Here is a 17603-nt window from a genome sequence, read left to right as displayed (position 1 = left end):
TCAGCGCTTAAAGGGAAATCCAAGAAATTCAAGTAATTTGAAAGCTTCAGCATCTGTTCTTGCGGTGGTAACAATCACTATATCCATACCCTGGGTTTTTGGTGATTGATCAGGGGTTATTTCTGGAAAAACAAATTGCTCGGTAAGTCCAAAGCTATAATTTCCATGCCCATCAAAAGAATTCGGATTAAGTCCTCTAAAGTCCCTCACTTTTGGCAAAACTATATTTGCAATTTTGTACAGAAAATTCCACATTCTCAAGCCTCGTAATGTGACTTTTAAGCCCACATTCATACCTTTCCTGATCTTGAAATTGGAAATACTTTTCTTAGCTTTTGTAATCACTGGCTTCTGTCCAGTTATAGCTGCAAGCTCTTTAAGGTGTTTGTTAAGTAGATCAGCATTTCTTGATCCTTCGCCTATACCCATATTTATGACAATTTTTTCAATTCGCGGAACCTGATTTATATTTCTGTAATTAAACTCTTTCATCAGCTTTGGTACAACTTCCTTTTCATATTTTTCTTTAAGCGGAATGTACTGAGTAACCATACTTTTATTCCTCCTCACGCCTTGTCTACAATCTCACCACATTTCTTACAAAATCTCACTTTAGCACCATCGTCAAGAAATCGCATGCCAACTCTTGTAGGCTTATCACAATTCGGACATACAAGCATAACTTTGGATGCATATATTGGCGCCTCTCTTTCAATTATTCCTCCCTCTCTAAGCTGCGGAATAGGTCTTTGATGTCGCTTAACTATATTGACCCCCTGTATAACTACTTTATTTTCTCTCGGTAGAACCTTCAAAACTTTTCCTCTTTTTCCTTTATCTTTTCCAGAGATAACTTCTACAAGATCATCCTTTTTTACTCTCACATTACTCACCTCTCATAATACTTCCGGAGCAAGAGATATTATCTTCATATATCCTTTTTCTCTTATCTCTCGTGCGACAGGACCAAAAACACGCGTTCCCCGAGGTTCGTTGAATTTATCGATCAATACAGCTGCGTTATCATCAAATCTTATATACGTACCATCAGGTCTTCTGACGGGTTTCTTCGTCCTCACAATCACAGCTTTGACTACTTCCCCTTTCTTGATACCTGTATTCGGAACAACATCTCTGACAGAGCAAACAACTATATCTCCCACAGTCCCATACTTTTTGTGAAAGCCTCCCATCACTCTTATAACTCGTAGTTTCTTAGCCCCGGAGTTATCTGCAACATTGAGGTAACTTTCATTTTGAATCATACCTCTTCACTCTCCTTGGTATTGAGTGTTTCCTCTGCTATGACTTCTCTTTTAAGAACTTCAACAACGCGCCATCTTTTCATTTTGCTGAGTGGTCTTGTCTCTTCTATAAGAACGGTATCGCCAGCTTTGCATTCATTTTTTTCATCATGTGCATAATATTTTTTGGATCTTTGAATGTACTTTTTGTACACAGGATGTTCCAGTTTTCTTGTTACTTCAACAACCACCGTTTTGTCCATTTTATTACTCACGACAACACCTGTTAGCCTCTTTTTAGACATCGGACTTACCTCCTTATACCGAGTTCTCTTTCTCGAAGAATTGTTCTGATTCTTGCTATATCTCTTCTCACTTCTTTGATTTGTGCAGTGTTTCTAAGTTGACCCATAGCGTGTTGAAATCTCATATCCATGAGCTGTTTTTTCTTTTCCAACAGCAATTTTTTCAGTTCTTCGTCCGAATAGTTTCGGATTTCGGCTGCCTTCATACAGCCTCACCTCCGATATTTGATCTTGAGACTATTTTTGTTGGGATAGGAAATTTACTCGCTGCATATTTTAAAGCTTCTTTCGCCGTATTTTCATCAACACCGGCTATCTCGAAAATAATCTTTCCCGGTTTTACCACACTAACCCAACCTTCAACGTTTCCTTTCCCTTTACCCTGTCTACTCTCAGCAGGCTTTTTCGTGTAGGGCTTATCTGGAAAAACTCTTATCCATAGCTTTCCACTTCTTTTCATAACCCTCATTATAGCTATACGCCCTGCCTCTATTTGTTGCGCAGTTATCCAGGCTGGTGCCAGAGCCTTCAGACCCCATTCACCAAAATCAACGGTGGTTCCACCTTTTGCTTCTCCGCGCATTCTACCGCGCTGCTGCTTTCTGTATTTTACCCTCTTAGGCATCAACATCTTAAAGCCCTCCTCTTACTAAACCTCTGCATCTCCTTTATATATCCAGACCTTTATTCCAATAGTCCCATACTTAGTCTTGGCAGTAGCCGTACCATAATCTACAACTGCTCTAACTGTTTGAAGAGGTAACCTGCCTCTCAGATACCATTCGCGTCTTGCAATTTCTGCACCGGCAAGTCTACCGGAAACCATGACTTTGACACCAGTGGCCCCTTTTCTAAGGGCATCGGACAAAGCTCGTTTCATCGCTCTTTTATAAGAAGCTCTTTTTTCAATTCTACCGGCAATATTTTCAGCAACGAGTTGTGCATCAGTCTCGGGCGTTTTTATTTCTTCTACATTTACAATAACACGCCTGTTAAGCTCTTTTTCAAGATCTTCTCTAAGCTTACCTATTTCAGCACCTTTCTTTCCTATTATTACGCCGGGGCGAGCTGTTTTGATTGTTATCGTAACACTTTCGTTGTCTGGTCGTTCTATGAACACTTCACTTATGCCGGCCTGACTGTAGGCATTTTTTACAACTTTTCTTATCTCCTCATCTTCCTTAAGCCACGTTGCGTAATTCTTCTCATTGAACCATCTCGTTTGCCAATCGGCGCTAACTCCTAACCTAAATCCTCTGGGATGTACTTTCTGACCCACCGTATCACCTCACTAAGATTTCGCTTCTATACTCTTTACAGCAACAGTAACATGGCACATACGCCTTTGAATTATATCAGCTCTGCCCCTACCACGAGGCCATATTCTTTTGTATCTTGGACCATCATCAACAAAGCAGCGAGAAATATATAAACTATCACTGCTCAAATTTGCATTATTTTCGGCATTTGCAACAGCTGATCGTAAAACTTTCTCAATAAGCCTTGCAGCCTTCTTAGGCGACATTTCAAGCACCTGGAAAGCCTCTGAAACTGATTTGCCACGGATTGTATTGGCAACTGACCTGACTTTCCTCGGTGACGCTCTGAGAAATTTAGCGACAGCTTTTATTTCTATATTATTTTCATCTTTATTCTGTCGGTGTTGAATAGATCTTTTGGGCCTTCTGGTTTTTTCGTTTTCACTCACCATCGACTCCATTTCCTCCCTTCGATATCATCTTACCTGTCCTTTAGTTGCTGCTTTCTTGTCAGCGTGGCCACCAAATCTCCTTGTTGGTGCAAATTCTCCAAGTCTATGACCAACCATATTCTCAGTTATGTAAACTGGTATATGTTTTAAACCGTTGTGGACTGCTATAGTGTGTCCAACCATTTCAGGAACAATGGTTGATGCTCTGCTCCACGTCTTAACAATTTTCTTTTCCCCACTCTCGTTAAGCATCCTGATTTTTTTCAATAACTTAGGGTCGACATACGGACCTTTTTTACGAGAACGTGCCATTTCTTACTACACCTCCTTAGACTTGATTGCGTCTGCGAACTATGAATTTATCAGAAGCTCTACGACCACGTCTGGTTTTATAACCTTTGGTTGGCATACCCCAAGGCGTAACTGGATGCTGACCTTTACCTCTTCCTTCGCCACCACCCATCGGGTGATCCACAGGATTCATGACCATTCCTCTAACATGAGGCTTTCTTCCTATCCAGCGAGTTCTTCCAGCTTTTCCAAAGACTTCATTTTTATGATCTTCATTACCAACAACACCAATCGTTGCGTAACATTTTATGTGCACTTTTCTCAGTTCGCCAGAAGGCATTCTAAGTAACGCATAATTTCCTTCCTTAGCCATAAGCTGGCAGGAAACTCCTGCAGATCTTGCTATCTTCCCACCAGATCCAGGTCTTATCTCAACATTGTGCAAAAGTGTTCCAAGTGGAATGTTTTCAAGCGGCAACGCATTGCCAACACGTATTTCCGCATCGATACCGCTTAGAACTGTATCCCCAACTTGAAGTCCATTTGGTGCCAGAATATATCTCTTTTCTCCATCGGCATAAACAAGCAAAGCTATTCTTGCTGATCTATTTGGGTCATACTCTATAGCAGAAACTTTTGCTGGTATACCTATCTTATCGCGCTTAAAATCTATCAAACGGTACTGCCTTTTATGACCACCACCTCGAAAGCGTACTGTTATACGACCATAATGATTTCTCCCACCGGTTTTCTTTAAAGGTACTAATAAGGATTTTTCCGGTTCTTTTTTGGTCAAACCTGAAAAATCATTTCGAATCATGAAACGTACCCCGGGTGTGGCAGGCTTATATTTTCTCAGTCCCATGATTTCCACCTCTCTTACTGTTGGCCTTCAAGCTCTTTTATCGTGTATCCTTCTTTTAAAGTTACAACGGCTTTTTTCCATCTTCTTGTTTTGCCTTCAAACCTTCCTCTTCTCTTCGGTTTAGGTTTAACCAGGGAAATATTAACTTTTTCCACCTTAACGTTGAAAAGAGATTCAACAGCATTTTTAACAAGAGCTTTGTTTGATAGCACGTTAACCTCAAAAACGTACTTTCGTTTTTCCCTGTCTAACATCGTTTTCTCTGTTGTGATTGGCTTAATTAATATATCATAATGTGTGAGTTTTTGCTGGTTCATCCCAGCACCTCCTCAATCTTCATAACCATATCGCGAGTTAGCACAAGCTTTTCATGGTTCAATATGTCAAAAACATTTAAGCCATCTATTCTCATTATGGATTCATTTTCTCGAGTGGCACCAGGATTATCAGCTATAATGGCTTTCAAGCCAGGAATATTTTTGCATGAAAGTTTCACATTTTCATATTCTGACCTTTTCCACGGTAGGACGAAAAGGATTTTCTTTCCTTCAAATCCGAAAGCCTTAATAAGTTGTCTCATGTTTTTGGTTTTTGAACTGTCAAACCCAATATCATCAACCACTATTATGTTTCCCTCTTTAAATCTCTGTGATAAAGCTGACTTCAGGGCAAGTTTTTTCATTTTCTTTGGCAATTTTTTTGACCAGTCTCTCGGCTTTGGACCATGGGCTACCCCACCATGACGCCAGATGGGAGATCTTATAGACCCATGCCTTGCTCTACCGGTATGTTTTTGAATCCATGGTTTCCTTCCACCACCGCTTACTTCCGACCGTGTCTTTGTTGAAACAGTACCTGCCCTTCTCAAAGAAAGCTGATAATCCACATATCTCCACATAACATCAAAATTTGGTTCAATATTGAATATGTCATCTTTTAATTCCTGAGTGCCAACTTTCTCACCCTTCATATTATAAAGATCAACAACTGCCATCTTTTATTCCTCCTTAAGGTGGCTCATTTTCGGGTTCTCCTGGGACTCTTTATAATAACCAGGCTTCCCCTCGCACCTGGAACTGAACCTTTGAGTACTAATAGATTGTTTTCCAGATCAATTTTGATTACTTCGAGATTATGTATTGTCACGCGCTCATTTCCATATCTACCAGGCATCTTTTTACCTTTAAAAATTTTTGCAGGCTCGGTGTGCTGGCCAAGCGATCCCAGTTCGCGATGGAATTTTGAACCATGAGCACGGGGACCTCCAGAAAATCCCCATCGTTTAATTCCTCCAGAAAATCCCCTACCTTTGGTCCAGCCAGTGATATCCACTTTTTCACCTGGTTGAAAAATATCCAATTTTATTTCCTGACCAATTTCGTATGAATCAAGCTCATTTTCATCTTCAAGTCTTATCTCTCTAAGCAACCTCAAAGGCTTAACCTGTGCTTTCTTAAAATGACCTTCAAGGGGTTTGTTAACTCTTTTCAAATGCTCAAAACCCACTTGAATTGCACAATAACCATCAATTTGAGGATTTTTCTTCTGAACGACATAACAAGGTCCTGCACGAACAACAGTTACAGGAATTGATACATCGTTTATAAACAATCGGGTCATTCCAATTTTTCTACCAAGTATCATTTTCATCGCGTCACACCTCCGGCGATTAGAGTTTGATCTCCACGTCGACCCCTGCTGGGAGGTTTATCTTCATCAAGGCATCAATTGTTTTCGGAGATGGTTCAATTATGTCTATAAGTCTCTTATGAACGCGCTTTTCAAACTGCTCCCGCGAGTCTTTATGCTTATGAGGTGATCTTAAGACCACGTACAAAGCACGTTCAGTTGGCAAAGGAATGGGACCGGAGATCTTCGCATTTGTAGATTTTGCCACCTCAACTATTTTTTTTGCTGATTCATCAAGAACTTCGTGGTCGTAAGCTTTAAGTTTTATTCTGATCTTCTGTCCAGGCATAAATTTCGTTCCCTCCCTCTTCTACAAAACGAGTGGGGAGCATCGCTCCCCGACTCTCTTAAGATTTATTCCACGATCTCGGCTACTACACCTGCACCAACTGTTCTTCCACCTTCTCTAATAGCAAATCGCATACCTTTTTCAATTGCGACCGGATATATCAATTTTATAGTCAAAATAGCATTATCCCCAGGCATGACCATTTCGGCATTGTTACCAAGTTCGGTGATTTCACCAGTGACATCTGCTGTTCTTATAAAGAACTGTGGTCTGTAGCCTTTCATAAACGGAGTATGTCTTCCACCTTCTTCTTTCTTCAACACATACACATTAGCTTTAAAAGTCGTATGGGGCGTTATTGATCCCGGTGCTGCAAGAACCTGTCCACGCTCAATTTCGTCTTTATCTATTCCTCTAAGTAAACAACCTACATTATCGCCTGCGAGACCTTCGTCAAGTTCTTTTCTGAACATTTCGACACTGGTGACAACGGTCTTTCTGGTTTCGTAACTCAGACCAACTATTTCAACTTCGTCACCGGGCCTGATTTTCCCGCGCTCAATTCTTCCAGTTGCAACAGTTCCCCTACCAGTTATAGAGAAAACATCCTCAACAGCCATCAGGAATGGTTTATCAACTTCGCGAACAGGCTCGGGAATATAACTATCAAGCGCGTCGATCAGCTCCTGTATAGGTTTGTATGCAGCATCATTTGGATCGTTTGCCTCTAAAGCAAGCAAGGCAGAACCTCTAATAACTGGGATTTCATCCCCTGGAAATTCGTACTTTGTCAGAAGGTCTCTAACTTCCATTTCCACCAAATCAACAAGTTCCTGATCATCAACTGCATCGACTTTATTCAAAAACACAACCATAGCAGGAACATTAACTTGTCTCGCAAGAAGAACATGCTCGCGAGTCTGTGGCATTGGACCATCTGTTGCAGCCACAACCAGTATAGCACCGTCCATCTGAGCAGCGCCCGTAATCATGTTTTTGATATAGTCCGCATGTCCAGGGCAATCAATATGAGCATAATGTCTCTTCTCTGACTGATATTCAACATGCGTAATATTGATGGTTATACCTCTCGCCTTTTCCTCGGGAGCTTTGTCAATCTGCTCAAAAGGCACAAAAGAAGCAAAACCTTTGTAAGATAGGTATTTAGTTATTGCTGCGGTCAGCGTCGTTTTACCGTGGTCTATGTGGCCTATTGTACCGACGTTGACATGTGGCTTAGTTCTTACAAATTTTTCCTTAGCCATTCATTCTCCCTCCTTCACACCTAAACAACCTTGAGTACTTTTTCAACAACTTTATCTGGAGCTTCCTTGTAGTGAGAAAACTGAGCTACATGAACTGCTCTACCCTGACTGAGAGATCGCAACGTGGTTGCGTACCCAAAAAGTTCAGAAAGTGGTACAAACGCTTTTATAACTCTCAAATTTATTCTGCTTTCCAGTGACTCTATCTGTGCTCTTCTCGCATTTAAATCAGCTATTATACCTCCTACATATTCCTCCGGAACAACCACCTCTAATTTCATAACAGGTTCCAGAAGAACAGGCTGGCAAATTTTCATTGCATTCTTAAAAGCAAGACTTGCAGCCACTTTGAAAGCTATTTCAGACGAATCGACTTCATGATAAGAACCATCAAGCAAGACAGCCCTTACACCTATCATAGGATAACCTGCAAGGACTCCCATTTCCATAGCTTCCTTTACACCTTCTTCAATAGCAGGGATATATTCTCTTGGTATTACTCCTCCAACTGTTTTATTGATAAACTCAAATTGCTTTTCTCCGTCAAGAGGCAACGGCTCAAATTTCATAATAACATGCCCATATTGACCTCTTCCGCCAGTTTGCCTTACATACTTTCCCTCAGCTGTTCCAGTCTGTCGAATTGTCTCACGGTAAGAAACTTGTGGTCTTCCAACTCTAACATTTACACCAAATTCTCTTTTTAACCTGTCTGTAACAATTTCCAGATGAAGCTCGCCCATCCCCGAAAGCACTACCTGACCAGTTTCTCTATCCACATTAATACGCAAAGTTGGATCTTCTTCTGACAATGCCGCAACAGCTTTAACCATTCTTTCTTCATCGTCACGCGTCAATGGTTCAATTGCTATAGAAATAACTGGCTCAGGAAAACTCATCTTTTCCAGAAGAACTGGCCGTTCCTGTGAACACAACGTATCGCCTGTGGTCGTGTTTTTCAAGCCTATAATCGCTACTATATCACCTGCTCTTGCATACTCGGCATCTTCTCTTTTATCAGCATGCATAAATATAAGTCTTGCCACGCGCTCACGAATCTGTTTTGTCGAGTTATAAACATATGATCCCTTTTCAAGTTTACCAGAATAAACACGCACATAAGCCAGCTTACCAACATAAGGATCTGTCTGTATTTTGAAAGCCAGCCCAGCAAAATCTCCCTCCACTGAGGGAGGAATCTGTATCTCTTCACCAGAAGGGGTAATTGCTTTGACAGCAGGAATATCAATTGGTGAAGGCAGATAATCCACAACTGCATCCAGCAATGGTTGAATTCCCTTATTTCTTGCAGCAGCACCACACAGAACTGGAACCAGTTTATTGTTTATAGTTGCCTTTCTCAGAATATCCTTGATTTTTTCTACAGGCAACTCTTGTTCTTCCAAATAAAGCTCCAAAAGTTCTTCGTCTTCTTCTGCAAGCATCGATATCATTTCCTCGCGCATTTCCTCTGCAAGATCCAACATGTTTTCGGGAATCTCGTGCTTGATAAATTCACTTCCATCTTCACTTGTCCACGTTATGGCTTTCATCTCAATAAGATCTACTACACCTATGAAATCTTTCTCTGCTCCTATCGGAACCTGTATCGCAACTGGCTTAGCATGGAGCTTTTCAACCATGCTTTTTATAGACATGAAAAAATCCGCGCCAGTTTTATCCATTTTGTTCATAAACGCAATTCTTGGAACTGAATATCTTTCAGCCTGCCTCCAGACAGTTTCACTTTGCGGTTCAACTCCAGCTGTAGCATCAAAAACAGCTACCGCGCCATCAAGTACTCTTAATGCTCTTTCAACCTCAACTGTAAAATCCACGTGTCCGGGCGTATCGATTATATTTATACGGTGTTCTTTCCAGAAACAAGTTGTAGCAGCGGCTTTAATAGTTATCCCGCGCTCTTTTTCCTGCTCCATCCAATCCATTGTGGCAGTTCCTTCATCAACGCTACCCAGCACGTGTTTACGACCGGTATAATAAAGTATACGCTCTGTTGTAGTTGTTTTACCGGCATCTATATGTGCCATTATTCCTATGTTACGCAACTTACTGAGTGGTACATAAAGCGCCTCAATCTCCAGCATAAGTTTTCCTTTCACCACCGCAAATGTGCGAATGCTCTGTTCGCCTCCGCCATTTTATGAACGTCTTCTTTCTTTTTCATTGCAGTACCGGTTCCTTGATAAGAAGCAAGAATTTCCTCAGCAAGTCTTACATACATTGGTTTACCTTTTTTGGCACGAGCCGCAGCAACAATCCATCTGAGCGCAAGAGAGGTTTTTCTTGGTTCTTGAACCTCTACCGGTACCTGATAAGTTGCCCCACCAACACGTCTTGGTCTGACTTCCAAAACCGGACGAACATTTTCGATTGCCTTTTGAAAAACTTCAAGTGGATCTTTTCCAGATTTTTCTTGAATGTATTCAAAAGATCTGTACACTATCTTCTGTGCCACTGCCTTTTTCCCATCCCACATTATTCTATTCACAAGTTTAGCGACAAGGATATCGCTATAAACAGGATCGGGAGCTATTTTTCTTACCTCAGCTCTTCTTCTTCTCATTCAACCATCCTCCCAAACTACTTTTTAGGCCTCTTAGCTCCATATTTGCTTCGGGATTGTTTTCTGTTTTCAACCCCGGCTGTGTCAAGAGTTCCACGAATAATCTTGTATCTTATACCCGGAAGATCTTTGACCCTTCCACCTCTAACAAGAACAACTGAATGTTCCTGAAGGTTATGGCCTATTCCAGGTATATAAGCCGTGACTTCTATACCATTCGACAACCTGACCCTTGCAATTTTTCTCAACGCTGAATTTGGTTTCTTCGGCGTCATCGTGGTTACACGAACACAGACTCCGCGCTTTTGCGGATTTCCCTGAAGAGCCGGTGCTTTTGGTTTTTCAACTTTTCTTTCTCTACCAAGCCTGATTAACTGGTTTATAGTTGGCATTTATATCCTCCCTTCGATGACGTACCAAATGGCGATTTTATTACAATAACTTATTTCTGTCAACTATTAATCTTAAAAACGGATTCAGCAAGCTTGATTATACTATTATTTTGAGCTACTCAGGCAACAATGAATTGAAATTATTATTTCGATTTTTTTCATAAAGATAGAAATTACTATATTCAAAACTAAACGACTGAATAATTTCGATGATATTCAAAATATCTTTTTGGTGATTGAAAATAAAAATGATGTGGGTAAACCCCACATCATTATATTTTGGCAAAATTTGACAGAGAAATATTATTCATCAGATTTCGCGAATTCTTCCTGATAAACCTGTTTTTTCTTATAAGCTTTTGCCATCGATATAAAGGCTTCTATTATCATCCATACAGCTATAATTAACGTAACAAGTGTTATGAAAACAAGAAGCCAGTTTTGTGACCGAATATAACCGGTTAGATTTGAAATAGTAGCCCAGACAGTCATGAGAAGCATAAAGATCATTGGAAGCAAGGTCGGCCAGATAGGTTTTCTCTTTTTAGCTAAGTATACTGTTGCTATCATCAAGGCAAGGCCGGCAAGAAGCTGATTCAACGCGCCAAACACTGGCCACAATTTTAATGCACCTTTTCCGTCAGGTGAAACCATACATAGTCCGAATGCGGCTATTACTACGACAAAAGTTGTAAAATATCTATTTTTAAAAGGTCCTATCGGTTTTTTGCCTTTGCCCCTGAACAGCTCTTCTAATCCGAATCTCTGTATTCTCGTAGCAGAATCAAGTGTTGTTCCAGCAAAAGACACAACAAAAATTGCCATTAATGTAGCTCCCAATTCCTTAGGTATACCTACTGTTTTCATTAAATTAGAAGCACCATCAACAATTGCTTTCAATTGTGCAGCTAACCCTGCTCCAGCGGTTGTGGACCAAGAGGAGTAATAATTGAAATATCCAGAACTTCCGGCTCCGAACATTCCCACACCAGCTGTCACTGCTATGATGATTAATGTCGCAAGAGCTCCCTCAAGAAGCATACCGCCATAACCGACAAATTGCGCATCTGTTTCTCTTTCAAGTTGTTTGACTGTCGTTCCTGAGGAAGCAAAACTGTGAAAACCGCTTATAGCTCCGCAAGCTATCGTCACAAAAAGAACAGGCCACAGATTTGGGGCACCAGGCGCATGCTGATAAACTGGAGCTACTACCTGTGGTCTTGATATTATAACCCCTATTGAGAGAACAGCCATGAGTACCAAGAGCTCGTGTGAGTTTATATAATCACGCGGTTGTAAAAGTGTTTGCACCGGCAAAGTAGAGGCAAAATAAGCATAAACAAGGAGTATCACTATCCAGGTTACAATCGGTGAAACAGGGCCCATTTGAGGTATCTTCATGGGAAGATATATACCAATAACAGCAAAAACATAGAGAAGTATCAAACCCAAGATAGAATAAAAGGTATCCTTTTTTCCCTTCTTATAGACCATATAACCAACCCAAATAGCTATGGGAACCTCCATCCAGATGCTCAGGACACTTTGAGGATACATGTCAAATAAAATTCCCATAATCATAGCAAAAACTGCAACAACTAACCAGAGAAGAAATTGAATCAGAATTAGAAAGATCACCCCTACCCTGTTTGAAACTATTCCCTTTGTCATCTCACCAAGCGTTTTACCACCATGTCGTGATGAGATAACTAACGAGGCAAAATCATGAACACCACCTGCAAATATTGGCCCAAGGAATACCCAGAGGAATGCTGGCAGCCAACCCCAAATGACACCTATTGCAGGACCAACTATGGGTCCTGTTCCTGCTATTGTGGTAAAGTGGTGACCGAGTAAAATATGTCTCTTGGTAGGAACATAATCAACTCCATCCTGAAATTTCTTTGAAGGTACTGGATTATCATCCTTAAGCTGAAATAATTTCCTTGAAAGCCATTTTCCATATGTGTTGTACGCAATTATATAACCAAAAAAAGAGATCAACATAAGCACCAGCGAGTTCATTTCCTTCCCTCCCACCTTAGTTTGTATTAACTATTCTATGGTCTAGGAAAAACAAGGAGGGAATAAATAGCATTTTTTTTGGAACAAATGAGTGGAAAATAATCTTCAACGCAACAAAACAGACTTGACAAATTTCTGATATTTTTTCGAAACAGGTATCAATTTGGAGTTCTCCATCTCTATTTGAAAACATGGAGAACATAATATTTTTTTCACGTGCTCGAGGTTGCAAATATAAGACTTGTGAACTCTGACGAATTCTCGAGGAAGTCTTCTCTCAAGATGGGATATATTCCAATGATAAACTTCATATTCTCCATTTATTGTGCATGCCATGCATTTTTTCCCAAAAGCTTCTATGAAAAGAATATCTTTAAAATCAATCAATAATATTCCATCAAAATCTTTTACAGGAAGTTTGGCAAGCGATCGTGAACAAATCTGTGAGATTTTTTCAACACATTCACTGAATCGCTCTTCACTCACAGGTTTAACCAGATAATCTATGGCATTTACTTCAAAAGCTTCCACGGCATATTCTGGATATGCTGTTACAAAGACGATACCCGTACTTTTTATTTTTTTTGAAACATCTAAACCAGATTCGCCAGAAAGCCGCACATCCAAAAATACAACATCGATATCTTTCAGATGTCTCAACAATTCTCTTCCTGTTGAAAAAGATCCCACCAGCTCAAATTCACTATATTTTCTGATCAACTGCTCTAAATTGTCCCTGGCAAGCTGCTCATCTTCCAGAATAGCCACTTTTATCATACATATTCACACTTTCACACTCCAGCGGAATTTTTATTAAAACTGTCAGTCCGTTATCGTTTACATATTTTACACTCGCTTTTTTTGAGTAAATATTTTCTAATCTTGTTTCCAGGAGTTTCATTCCAACGCCTTTCTTAAAACCCCTGGACAAACCTTTACCGCTGTCAGAAACTTTCAAAATCATATAATCGCCATATTTTTCAGCTTCTATTTTTACATAGATCTTTCCATTTTTTTCGCCATGCTCAACTGCATTCTCAATTACTGGTTGAAGAATCATGGGCGGAACAGGATGATTTCTAAAATCTCCTGTTACATTTATATGATAACTCAAAATATCGCCATATCTCGCTTTCATTATCGACAAATAACACTCGATTATTTTGATTTCTTCATCAAGAGAGACAAAAGCCTTCTGATTTTTGAAATAATATCTCAATAACTCTGATAGATTATCGATCATCTTTACAGCGTCATTTGCATTATTAACAGTAAGATATCTGATGCTTGCAAGTGTATTGAAAATAAAATGTGGACCTAACTTGGACATGAAATCTCTCATCATTGCTTCCCGGGCAAGTATTGCCTCACGAACAGCTGTAGCACCAATAACAACTATCTCAACGAACTTTGAAATTTGCTTTATCATGAAAATCTGGTCCTCGTCGAAACCATCTCGATTTTCAACGACGATTCGACCGATGATCTTTCCTCTGGAAATTAGTGGGATAAAGAGCCTGCATTCGCCCTTTTTTCTCTCTGGTTTAAACTCATCCTCGAGTTTTATTGTTAATTTATCGACATTCAGTATTTTTGCCAGATCTTTTGAAAAGAGGTTTAGATTCTCCATATTTGGATTTTCCAGTAGTCTAACAGCGCTTTCAAAAACTCTAAGTGTGATTGAGAAAATCTGCGAGGAAAAATTTTTTACATACAGCTCACTCTGTTTAACCAGAGTGAGTGTGAGTCCAACACCGAGAAAATTCGACACAGTCATCGGGATTAGTGCATTGAAAACGATATCTGCCGCCAGTTCTGGTGGGTATATAAAAAAATAGGCTATCGATAGGTGTATTAACTCCGCAAAAATAGCAACTACGCTCCCTGCAAGAATTTTGTTTTTCGAATGGAAAAATCGTTTTCTAAAAACACTTGAAAATAGCCCGGCGCCGATTGTCCCCAGGGCACACGCAAAAGCCGCTGGACCGCCAAGTAAATATCTGTGAATGGAAGCAATCGTGCTGCCTATCAAAGCCGCTGGAAAACCCCCATAAAGGGCTGTAACAATTATACCCATATCTCGAAAATTGATTATTGCACCTTTGTAAGGCAAACCAAGGAAATTACCTGCCACACCAAAGATGCCACCAAGCAAACCAAGTATATAGGGTTTTTTAGTGTTGAAGATTTTCGCCAGTGAAATCCTGGCAGAATAAGACTGAATCACAACAAATACTATTAATCCTAACAATGCCACACGGCTCAAAAGGGTTATAGCTAAAAACATGCAATCTCTCCAAAAAGATTCTACAACTTGAAAAGTAAAACTTGTGATAGAATTAAATAAAACAAGCCTTAACTTTTATTGTTTTTCCAAAATTTTAAGGAGTGAGTTTTATGGAGTATTCCTTTATTATTGCTGGTGAAGCAGGGCAAGGTATTCAAACAGTTGAAGTTTTACTGCCAAAAATTTTCAAAAAAGCCGGATTGAACGTCTTCAGCTATAAAGAGTATATGTCAAGAGTAAGAGGAGGAAGTAACTCTACTTTAATAAGAGTCAGCGATATACCGGTGCGTGCTTTCAAACAGAAAGCAGATTTTGCTCTCTTTTTATCAAACGATGTCTCGCATTTAAAACGTATATCAAACAGATTAAGCAGTGATTCGATTCTGGTGGTTGATGAGGAGTTTCCAGGTATCGATGATACTTTGAAGGTGCTCCGCATACCTCTTTTGAAGACTGCCAGTGCACTGGGAAACAAAATTTATGCAAATTCTGTGATGATTGGTTTTGCAACAGCTTTACTGGGAGTTGATCTTGAAAATACCATGAACATTGTCAAACAGTATTTTTCAAAAAAGAGCAAAGAAGTAATATTCCAGAATCTTGAGGCGGTAAAATCCGGATATAAGAATGGTCTTGCATCGAAAAAGAAGCTTTCGATTACCAAGCTGAAGCAAAATAAACAAATATGTGATCAATTTCTGCTGAGCGGTGCTGAAGCAGTTGCATTCGGCGCTTTAGCCGGCGGATGCAACTTTATCTCTTCATACCCCATGTCGCCATCAACAGGAGTTTTAGTGCAATTAGCAAAGCTTTCCGACAATTTCGATCTTATTGTCGAGCAGGCCGAAGACGAAATATCTGCAATCAACATGGCTCTTGGAGCGTGGTACGCTGGGGGAAGGGCCATGGTCACGACATCTGGAGGTGGATTTGCTCTTATGACTGAGGGGCTGAGCCTCGCCGGGATGATAGAAAGCCCAATAGTTGTACATTTAGCGCAAAGACCTGGACCTGCAACAGGTTTACCAACAAGAACCGAACAGGCTGACCTCATGTTTGCCCTGTATGCAGGGCATGGTGAATTTCCCCGTGTAATCTACGCGCCAGGAAATTTAGAAGAGGCATTTTTATGCTCCTGGAAAGCTTTTCAGATTGCTGATAAATATCAGATACCCGCTCTGATTCTAACAGACCAGTACTTGATGGATATGATTTACAACATTGAGAATGTACCTTTACCTGAGAATATAGAAAATTATTTAATAAAAACTGATTCTGATTATTTAAGATACAAGTTAACACAAAAAGGTATATCACCAAGAGGTATTCCGGGATGGGGTGAAGGATTAGTTTGTGTCGATAGTGATGAACATGATGAATCGGGGAGAATAACTGAAGATTTTGAGATGAGAAAAATGATGGTGGAAAAGAGAATGAAAAAGATGTCAAATTTCAAAGACTACTATACCCCAGAGTTAACAGGAAATAGCGGTTATGAAGTCCTTGCTGTATGCTTTGGATCAACAAAGGAAATTGTGAAAGAAGCCGCACAATCATTTGAAAACATAGCTGTCTTGCATTTGGTACAACTTTACCCATTGCCGAGGGACTTAAAGAAATATTTTGATATGGCAAAGAAAGTTGTCATCATAGAGAACAACTTTACCTCGCAGTTTGCTTCCTTGTTAAAAACTTTTGCAAATCTCGACCATTCAAAGAAGGTTACGAAATATGACGGTATGCCCTTCAGCGTTGAGGAAATAAAAAATGTATTTGAGCAATTTACAGAGGAGGGAGAAGTATGAATACAGAATATAATATTCCAAATATCGACATTGCCTGGTGCCCAGGGTGTGGTAACTACGCTATACATGATATACTGAGAAAGACTCTCCAGGAATTAAATATCCCTCCAGAAAAACTGGTAATAGTTTCAGGAATAGGACAGGCAGCGAAAGCACCTCAGTACATAAAGTGTAATTATTTTAACGGGCTTCACGGAAGAAGTTTACCTGTAGCAACCGCAATAAAAGCCTGTAACCCCGATTTAATAGTAATAGCTGAAAGTGGGGATGGATGTATGTACGGTGAAGGGGGTAACCACCTGTTACACACAATAAGAAGAAATCCTGATATAACAGTCTTGATTCACAACAATATGGTATATGGTTTGACTAAAGGGCAAGCTTCTCCTACAAGCCCAAAAGGATTCACAACACCTGTGCAGATTCAGGGAACAATATCTGATCCAATAAATCCTATATCTCTGGCAATTTCTCAGAGAGCATCTTTTGTTGCAAGGGCGTACTGTGCAGACACAGAGCAAACAAAAGAAATAATCAAACAGGCTATTACTCATAAAGGACTGGCCATTGTTGATATTCTTCAACCATGTGTCACTTTTAACAAAATAAATACATATAAATGGTTTAAGGAGCACACATATTATTTCAAAAACCACAATCCTTCGGATATATCTGCCGCTTTTGCGAAAGCAATAGAAGTAGACCCCCTACCACTGGGAATATTTTACAAACAGGAAAAACCTACTTTTGAAGAGCAATTACCAATTTATTCTAAAAACAGGGATGCAATTTTTAAAAGAAAACACGATCTTGCAAAAATAAAGGAAATTTTAGATATCAGAAGGGGTTGA

The 17603-nt window shown here is 39.9% G+C and carries 23 protein-coding genes; 2 read left to right on the top strand and 21 right to left on the bottom strand.

Going from position 1 to position 17603, the window contains the following annotated elements; genetic code table 11:
- The 21 genes from rplE to TEL01S_RS02835 all read right to left on the bottom strand — a co-directional run bounded on the left by rplE (position 1) and on the right by TEL01S_RS02835 (position 14947).
- Positions 1-552, bottom strand: coding sequence for a 50S ribosomal protein L5 (gene rplE / locus TEL01S_RS02935; protein WP_028843383.1), 552 nt, complete (start codon positions 550-552; stop codon positions 1-3).
- 14 nt (positions 553-566) lie between these two features.
- On the bottom strand, positions 567-884 hold the full coding sequence (gene rplX, locus TEL01S_RS02930) for a 50S ribosomal protein L24 (RefSeq protein WP_012002637.1): 318 nt from the start codon (positions 882-884) through the stop codon (positions 567-569).
- 12 nt (positions 885-896) lie between these two features.
- On the bottom strand, positions 897-1265 hold the full coding sequence (rplN, locus tag TEL01S_RS02925) for a 50S ribosomal protein L14 (protein WP_012002636.1): 369 nt from the start codon (positions 1263-1265) through the stop codon (positions 897-899).
- Positions 1262-1549, bottom strand: a complete 288-nt coding sequence (rpsQ, locus tag TEL01S_RS02920; protein WP_012002635.1) for a 30S ribosomal protein S17 — start codon at positions 1547-1549, stop codon at positions 1262-1264. The genes rplN and rpsQ overlap by 4 nt, the downstream gene beginning before the upstream one ends.
- Positions 1550-1554: 5 nt before the next feature.
- Positions 1555-1755 (bottom strand): 50S ribosomal protein L29, encoded by a 201-nt coding sequence (gene rpmC, locus TEL01S_RS02915; protein ID WP_012002634.1) that lies wholly within the window; start codon positions 1753-1755, stop codon positions 1555-1557.
- Positions 1752-2180, bottom strand: coding sequence for a 50S ribosomal protein L16 (rplP, locus tag TEL01S_RS02910; protein WP_012002633.1), 429 nt, complete (start codon positions 2178-2180; stop codon positions 1752-1754). Before rplP ends, rpmC begins: the two co-directional genes overlap by 4 nt.
- Before the next feature lie 18 nt (positions 2181-2198).
- Positions 2199-2828, bottom strand: a complete 630-nt coding sequence (rpsC, locus tag TEL01S_RS02905) for a 30S ribosomal protein S3 (RefSeq protein WP_012002632.1) — start codon at positions 2826-2828, stop codon at positions 2199-2201.
- A 12-nt stretch (positions 2829-2840) separates the two neighbouring features.
- A complete protein-coding gene (gene rplV / locus TEL01S_RS02900; protein WP_012002631.1) occupies positions 2841-3260 on the bottom strand; it encodes a 50S ribosomal protein L22 in 420 nt (139 codons plus the stop codon).
- 24 nt (positions 3261-3284) lie between these two features.
- Complete coding sequence (gene rpsS / locus TEL01S_RS02895; RefSeq protein ID WP_012002630.1) at positions 3285-3572, bottom strand: 30S ribosomal protein S19; 288 nt, start codon at positions 3570-3572, stop codon at positions 3285-3287.
- 16 nt (positions 3573-3588) lie between these two features.
- Positions 3589-4416, bottom strand: coding sequence for a 50S ribosomal protein L2 (rplB, locus tag TEL01S_RS02890; protein WP_012002629.1), 828 nt, complete (start codon positions 4414-4416; stop codon positions 3589-3591).
- Between the two features lie 14 nt (positions 4417-4430).
- Positions 4431-4733: a 50S ribosomal protein L23 gene (gene rplW, locus TEL01S_RS02885; RefSeq protein ID WP_012002628.1), complete on the bottom strand. Its 303-nt coding sequence runs from the start codon at positions 4731-4733 to the stop codon at positions 4431-4433.
- Positions 4730-5410, bottom strand: coding sequence for a 50S ribosomal protein L4 (gene rplD / locus TEL01S_RS02880; RefSeq protein ID WP_012002627.1), 681 nt, complete (start codon positions 5408-5410; stop codon positions 4730-4732). The genes rplW and rplD overlap by 4 nt, the downstream gene beginning before the upstream one ends.
- A gap of 23 nt (positions 5411-5433) precedes the next feature.
- Positions 5434-6066: a 50S ribosomal protein L3 gene (gene rplC / locus TEL01S_RS02875; RefSeq protein WP_012002626.1), complete on the bottom strand. Its 633-nt coding sequence runs from the start codon at positions 6064-6066 to the stop codon at positions 5434-5436.
- 19 nt (positions 6067-6085) lie between these two features.
- Positions 6086-6394: a 30S ribosomal protein S10 gene (gene rpsJ / locus TEL01S_RS02870; protein ID WP_012002625.1), complete on the bottom strand. Its 309-nt coding sequence runs from the start codon at positions 6392-6394 to the stop codon at positions 6086-6088.
- A 65-nt stretch (positions 6395-6459) separates the two neighbouring features.
- Positions 6460-7659: an elongation factor Tu gene (tuf, locus tag TEL01S_RS02865; RefSeq protein WP_012002624.1), complete on the bottom strand. Its 1200-nt coding sequence runs from the start codon at positions 7657-7659 to the stop codon at positions 6460-6462.
- A gap of 20 nt (positions 7660-7679) precedes the next feature.
- Positions 7680-9764: an elongation factor G gene (gene fusA / locus TEL01S_RS02860; protein WP_012002623.1), complete on the bottom strand. Its 2085-nt coding sequence runs from the start codon at positions 9762-9764 to the stop codon at positions 7680-7682.
- Between the two features lie 11 nt (positions 9765-9775).
- Positions 9776-10243 carry a 30S ribosomal protein S7 gene (gene rpsG / locus TEL01S_RS02855; protein WP_012002622.1) on the bottom strand — a complete coding sequence of 156 codons (468 nt, stop codon included), beginning with the start codon at positions 10241-10243 and terminating at the stop codon, positions 9776-9778.
- Positions 10244-10260: 17 nt separating this feature from the next.
- Positions 10261-10635, bottom strand: a complete 375-nt coding sequence (rpsL, locus tag TEL01S_RS02850; RefSeq protein WP_012002621.1) for a 30S ribosomal protein S12 — start codon at positions 10633-10635, stop codon at positions 10261-10263.
- 303 nt (positions 10636-10938) lie between these two features.
- Positions 10939-12660, bottom strand: a complete 1722-nt coding sequence (locus TEL01S_RS02845; RefSeq protein ID WP_028843385.1) for a carbon starvation CstA family protein — start codon at positions 12658-12660, stop codon at positions 10939-10941.
- Between the two features lie 105 nt (positions 12661-12765).
- Positions 12766-13437, bottom strand: a complete 672-nt coding sequence (locus tag TEL01S_RS02840; protein ID WP_012002619.1) for a LytR/AlgR family response regulator transcription factor — start codon at positions 13435-13437, stop codon at positions 12766-12768.
- A complete protein-coding gene (locus TEL01S_RS02835) occupies positions 13409-14947 on the bottom strand; it encodes a LytS/YhcK type 5TM receptor domain-containing protein (protein WP_028843386.1) in 1539 nt (512 codons plus the stop codon). The genes TEL01S_RS02840 and TEL01S_RS02835 overlap by 29 nt, the downstream gene beginning before the upstream one ends.
- 110 nt (positions 14948-15057) lie before the next feature.
- Between TEL01S_RS02835 and TEL01S_RS02830 the strand changes: the two genes are divergently transcribed.
- Together TEL01S_RS02830 and TEL01S_RS02825 are read left to right on the top strand one after the other, a co-directional pair.
- Entirely contained in the window at positions 15058-16752 is a 1695-nt protein-coding gene (locus TEL01S_RS02830; RefSeq protein ID WP_028843387.1) for a 2-oxoacid:acceptor oxidoreductase subunit alpha, read from the top strand.
- Positions 16749-17603, top strand: coding sequence for a thiamine pyrophosphate-dependent enzyme (locus TEL01S_RS02825; RefSeq protein WP_012002616.1), 855 nt, complete (start codon positions 16749-16751; stop codon positions 17601-17603). Before TEL01S_RS02830 ends, TEL01S_RS02825 begins: the two co-directional genes overlap by 4 nt.

Origin of the sequence: Pseudothermotoga elfii DSM 9442 = NBRC 107921, from assembly GCF_000504085.1 — a bacterium.
In the GTDB taxonomy this organism is placed as follows: Bacteria; Thermotogota; Thermotogae; order Thermotogales; family DSM-5069; genus Pseudothermotoga_B; species Pseudothermotoga_B elfii.
Note: the sequence above shows the minus strand (reverse complement) of the source record. Positions and strands in the feature narration are given on the sequence as shown.

What these genes read in the sequence shown, in the direction of transcription:
- rplE (WP_028843383.1), bottom strand. Translation starts at nt 552, where the DNA reads ATGGTTACTCAGTACATTCCGCTTAAAGAAAAATATGAAAAGGAAGTT.
- rplN (WP_012002636.1), bottom strand. Translation starts at nt 1,265, where the DNA reads ATGATTCAAAATGAAAGTTACCTCAATGTTGCAGATAACTCCGGGGCT.
- rpsQ (WP_012002635.1), bottom strand. Translation starts at nt 1,549, where the DNA reads ATGTCTAAAAAGAGGCTAACAGGTGTTGTCGTGAGTAATAAAATGGAC.
- rpmC (WP_012002634.1), bottom strand. Translation starts at nt 1,755, where the DNA reads ATGAAGGCAGCCGAAATCCGAAACTATTCGGACGAAGAACTGAAAAAA.
- rplP (WP_012002633.1), bottom strand. Translation starts at nt 2,180, where the DNA reads ATGTTGATGCCTAAGAGGGTAAAATACAGAAAGCAGCAGCGCGGTAGA.
- rplV (WP_012002631.1), bottom strand. Translation starts at nt 3,260, where the DNA reads ATGGTGAGTGAAAACGAAAAAACCAGAAGGCCCAAAAGATCTATTCAA.
- rpsS (WP_012002630.1), bottom strand. Translation starts at nt 3,572, where the DNA reads ATGGCACGTTCTCGTAAAAAAGGTCCGTATGTCGACCCTAAGTTATTG.
- rplB (WP_012002629.1), bottom strand. Translation starts at nt 4,416, where the DNA reads ATGGGACTGAGAAAATATAAGCCTGCCACACCCGGGGTACGTTTCATG.
- rplW (WP_012002628.1), bottom strand. Translation starts at nt 4,733, where the DNA reads ATGAACCAGCAAAAACTCACACATTATGATATATTAATTAAGCCAATC.
- rplD (WP_012002627.1), bottom strand. Translation starts at nt 5,410, where the DNA reads ATGGCAGTTGTTGATCTTTATAATATGAAGGGTGAGAAAGTTGGCACT.
- rplC (WP_012002626.1), bottom strand. Translation starts at nt 6,066, where the DNA reads ATGAAAATGATACTTGGTAGAAAAATTGGAATGACCCGATTGTTTATA.
- rpsJ (WP_012002625.1), bottom strand. Translation starts at nt 6,394, where the DNA reads ATGCCTGGACAGAAGATCAGAATAAAACTTAAAGCTTACGACCACGAA.
- tuf (WP_012002624.1), bottom strand. Translation starts at nt 7,659, where the DNA reads ATGGCTAAGGAAAAATTTGTAAGAACTAAGCCACATGTCAACGTCGGT.
- fusA (WP_012002623.1), bottom strand. Translation starts at nt 9,764, where the DNA reads ATGCTGGAGATTGAGGCGCTTTATGTACCACTCAGTAAGTTGCGTAAC.
- rpsG (WP_012002622.1), bottom strand. Translation starts at nt 10,243, where the DNA reads ATGAGAAGAAGAAGAGCTGAGGTAAGAAAAATAGCTCCCGATCCTGTT.
- rpsL (WP_012002621.1), bottom strand. Translation starts at nt 10,635, where the DNA reads ATGCCAACTATAAACCAGTTAATCAGGCTTGGTAGAGAAAGAAAAGTT.
- TEL01S_RS02845 (WP_028843385.1), bottom strand. Translation starts at nt 12,660, where the DNA reads ATGAACTCGCTGGTGCTTATGTTGATCTCTTTTTTTGGTTATATAATT.
- TEL01S_RS02840 (WP_012002619.1), bottom strand. Translation starts at nt 13,437, where the DNA reads ATGATAAAAGTGGCTATTCTGGAAGATGAGCAGCTTGCCAGGGACAAT.
- TEL01S_RS02835 (WP_028843386.1), bottom strand. Translation starts at nt 14,947, where the DNA reads ATGTTTTTAGCTATAACCCTTTTGAGCCGTGTGGCATTGTTAGGATTA.
- TEL01S_RS02830 (WP_028843387.1), top strand. Translation starts at nt 15,058, where the DNA reads ATGGAGTATTCCTTTATTATTGCTGGTGAAGCAGGGCAAGGTATTCAA.
- TEL01S_RS02825 (WP_012002616.1), top strand. Translation starts at nt 16,749, where the DNA reads ATGAATACAGAATATAATATTCCAAATATCGACATTGCCTGGTGCCCA.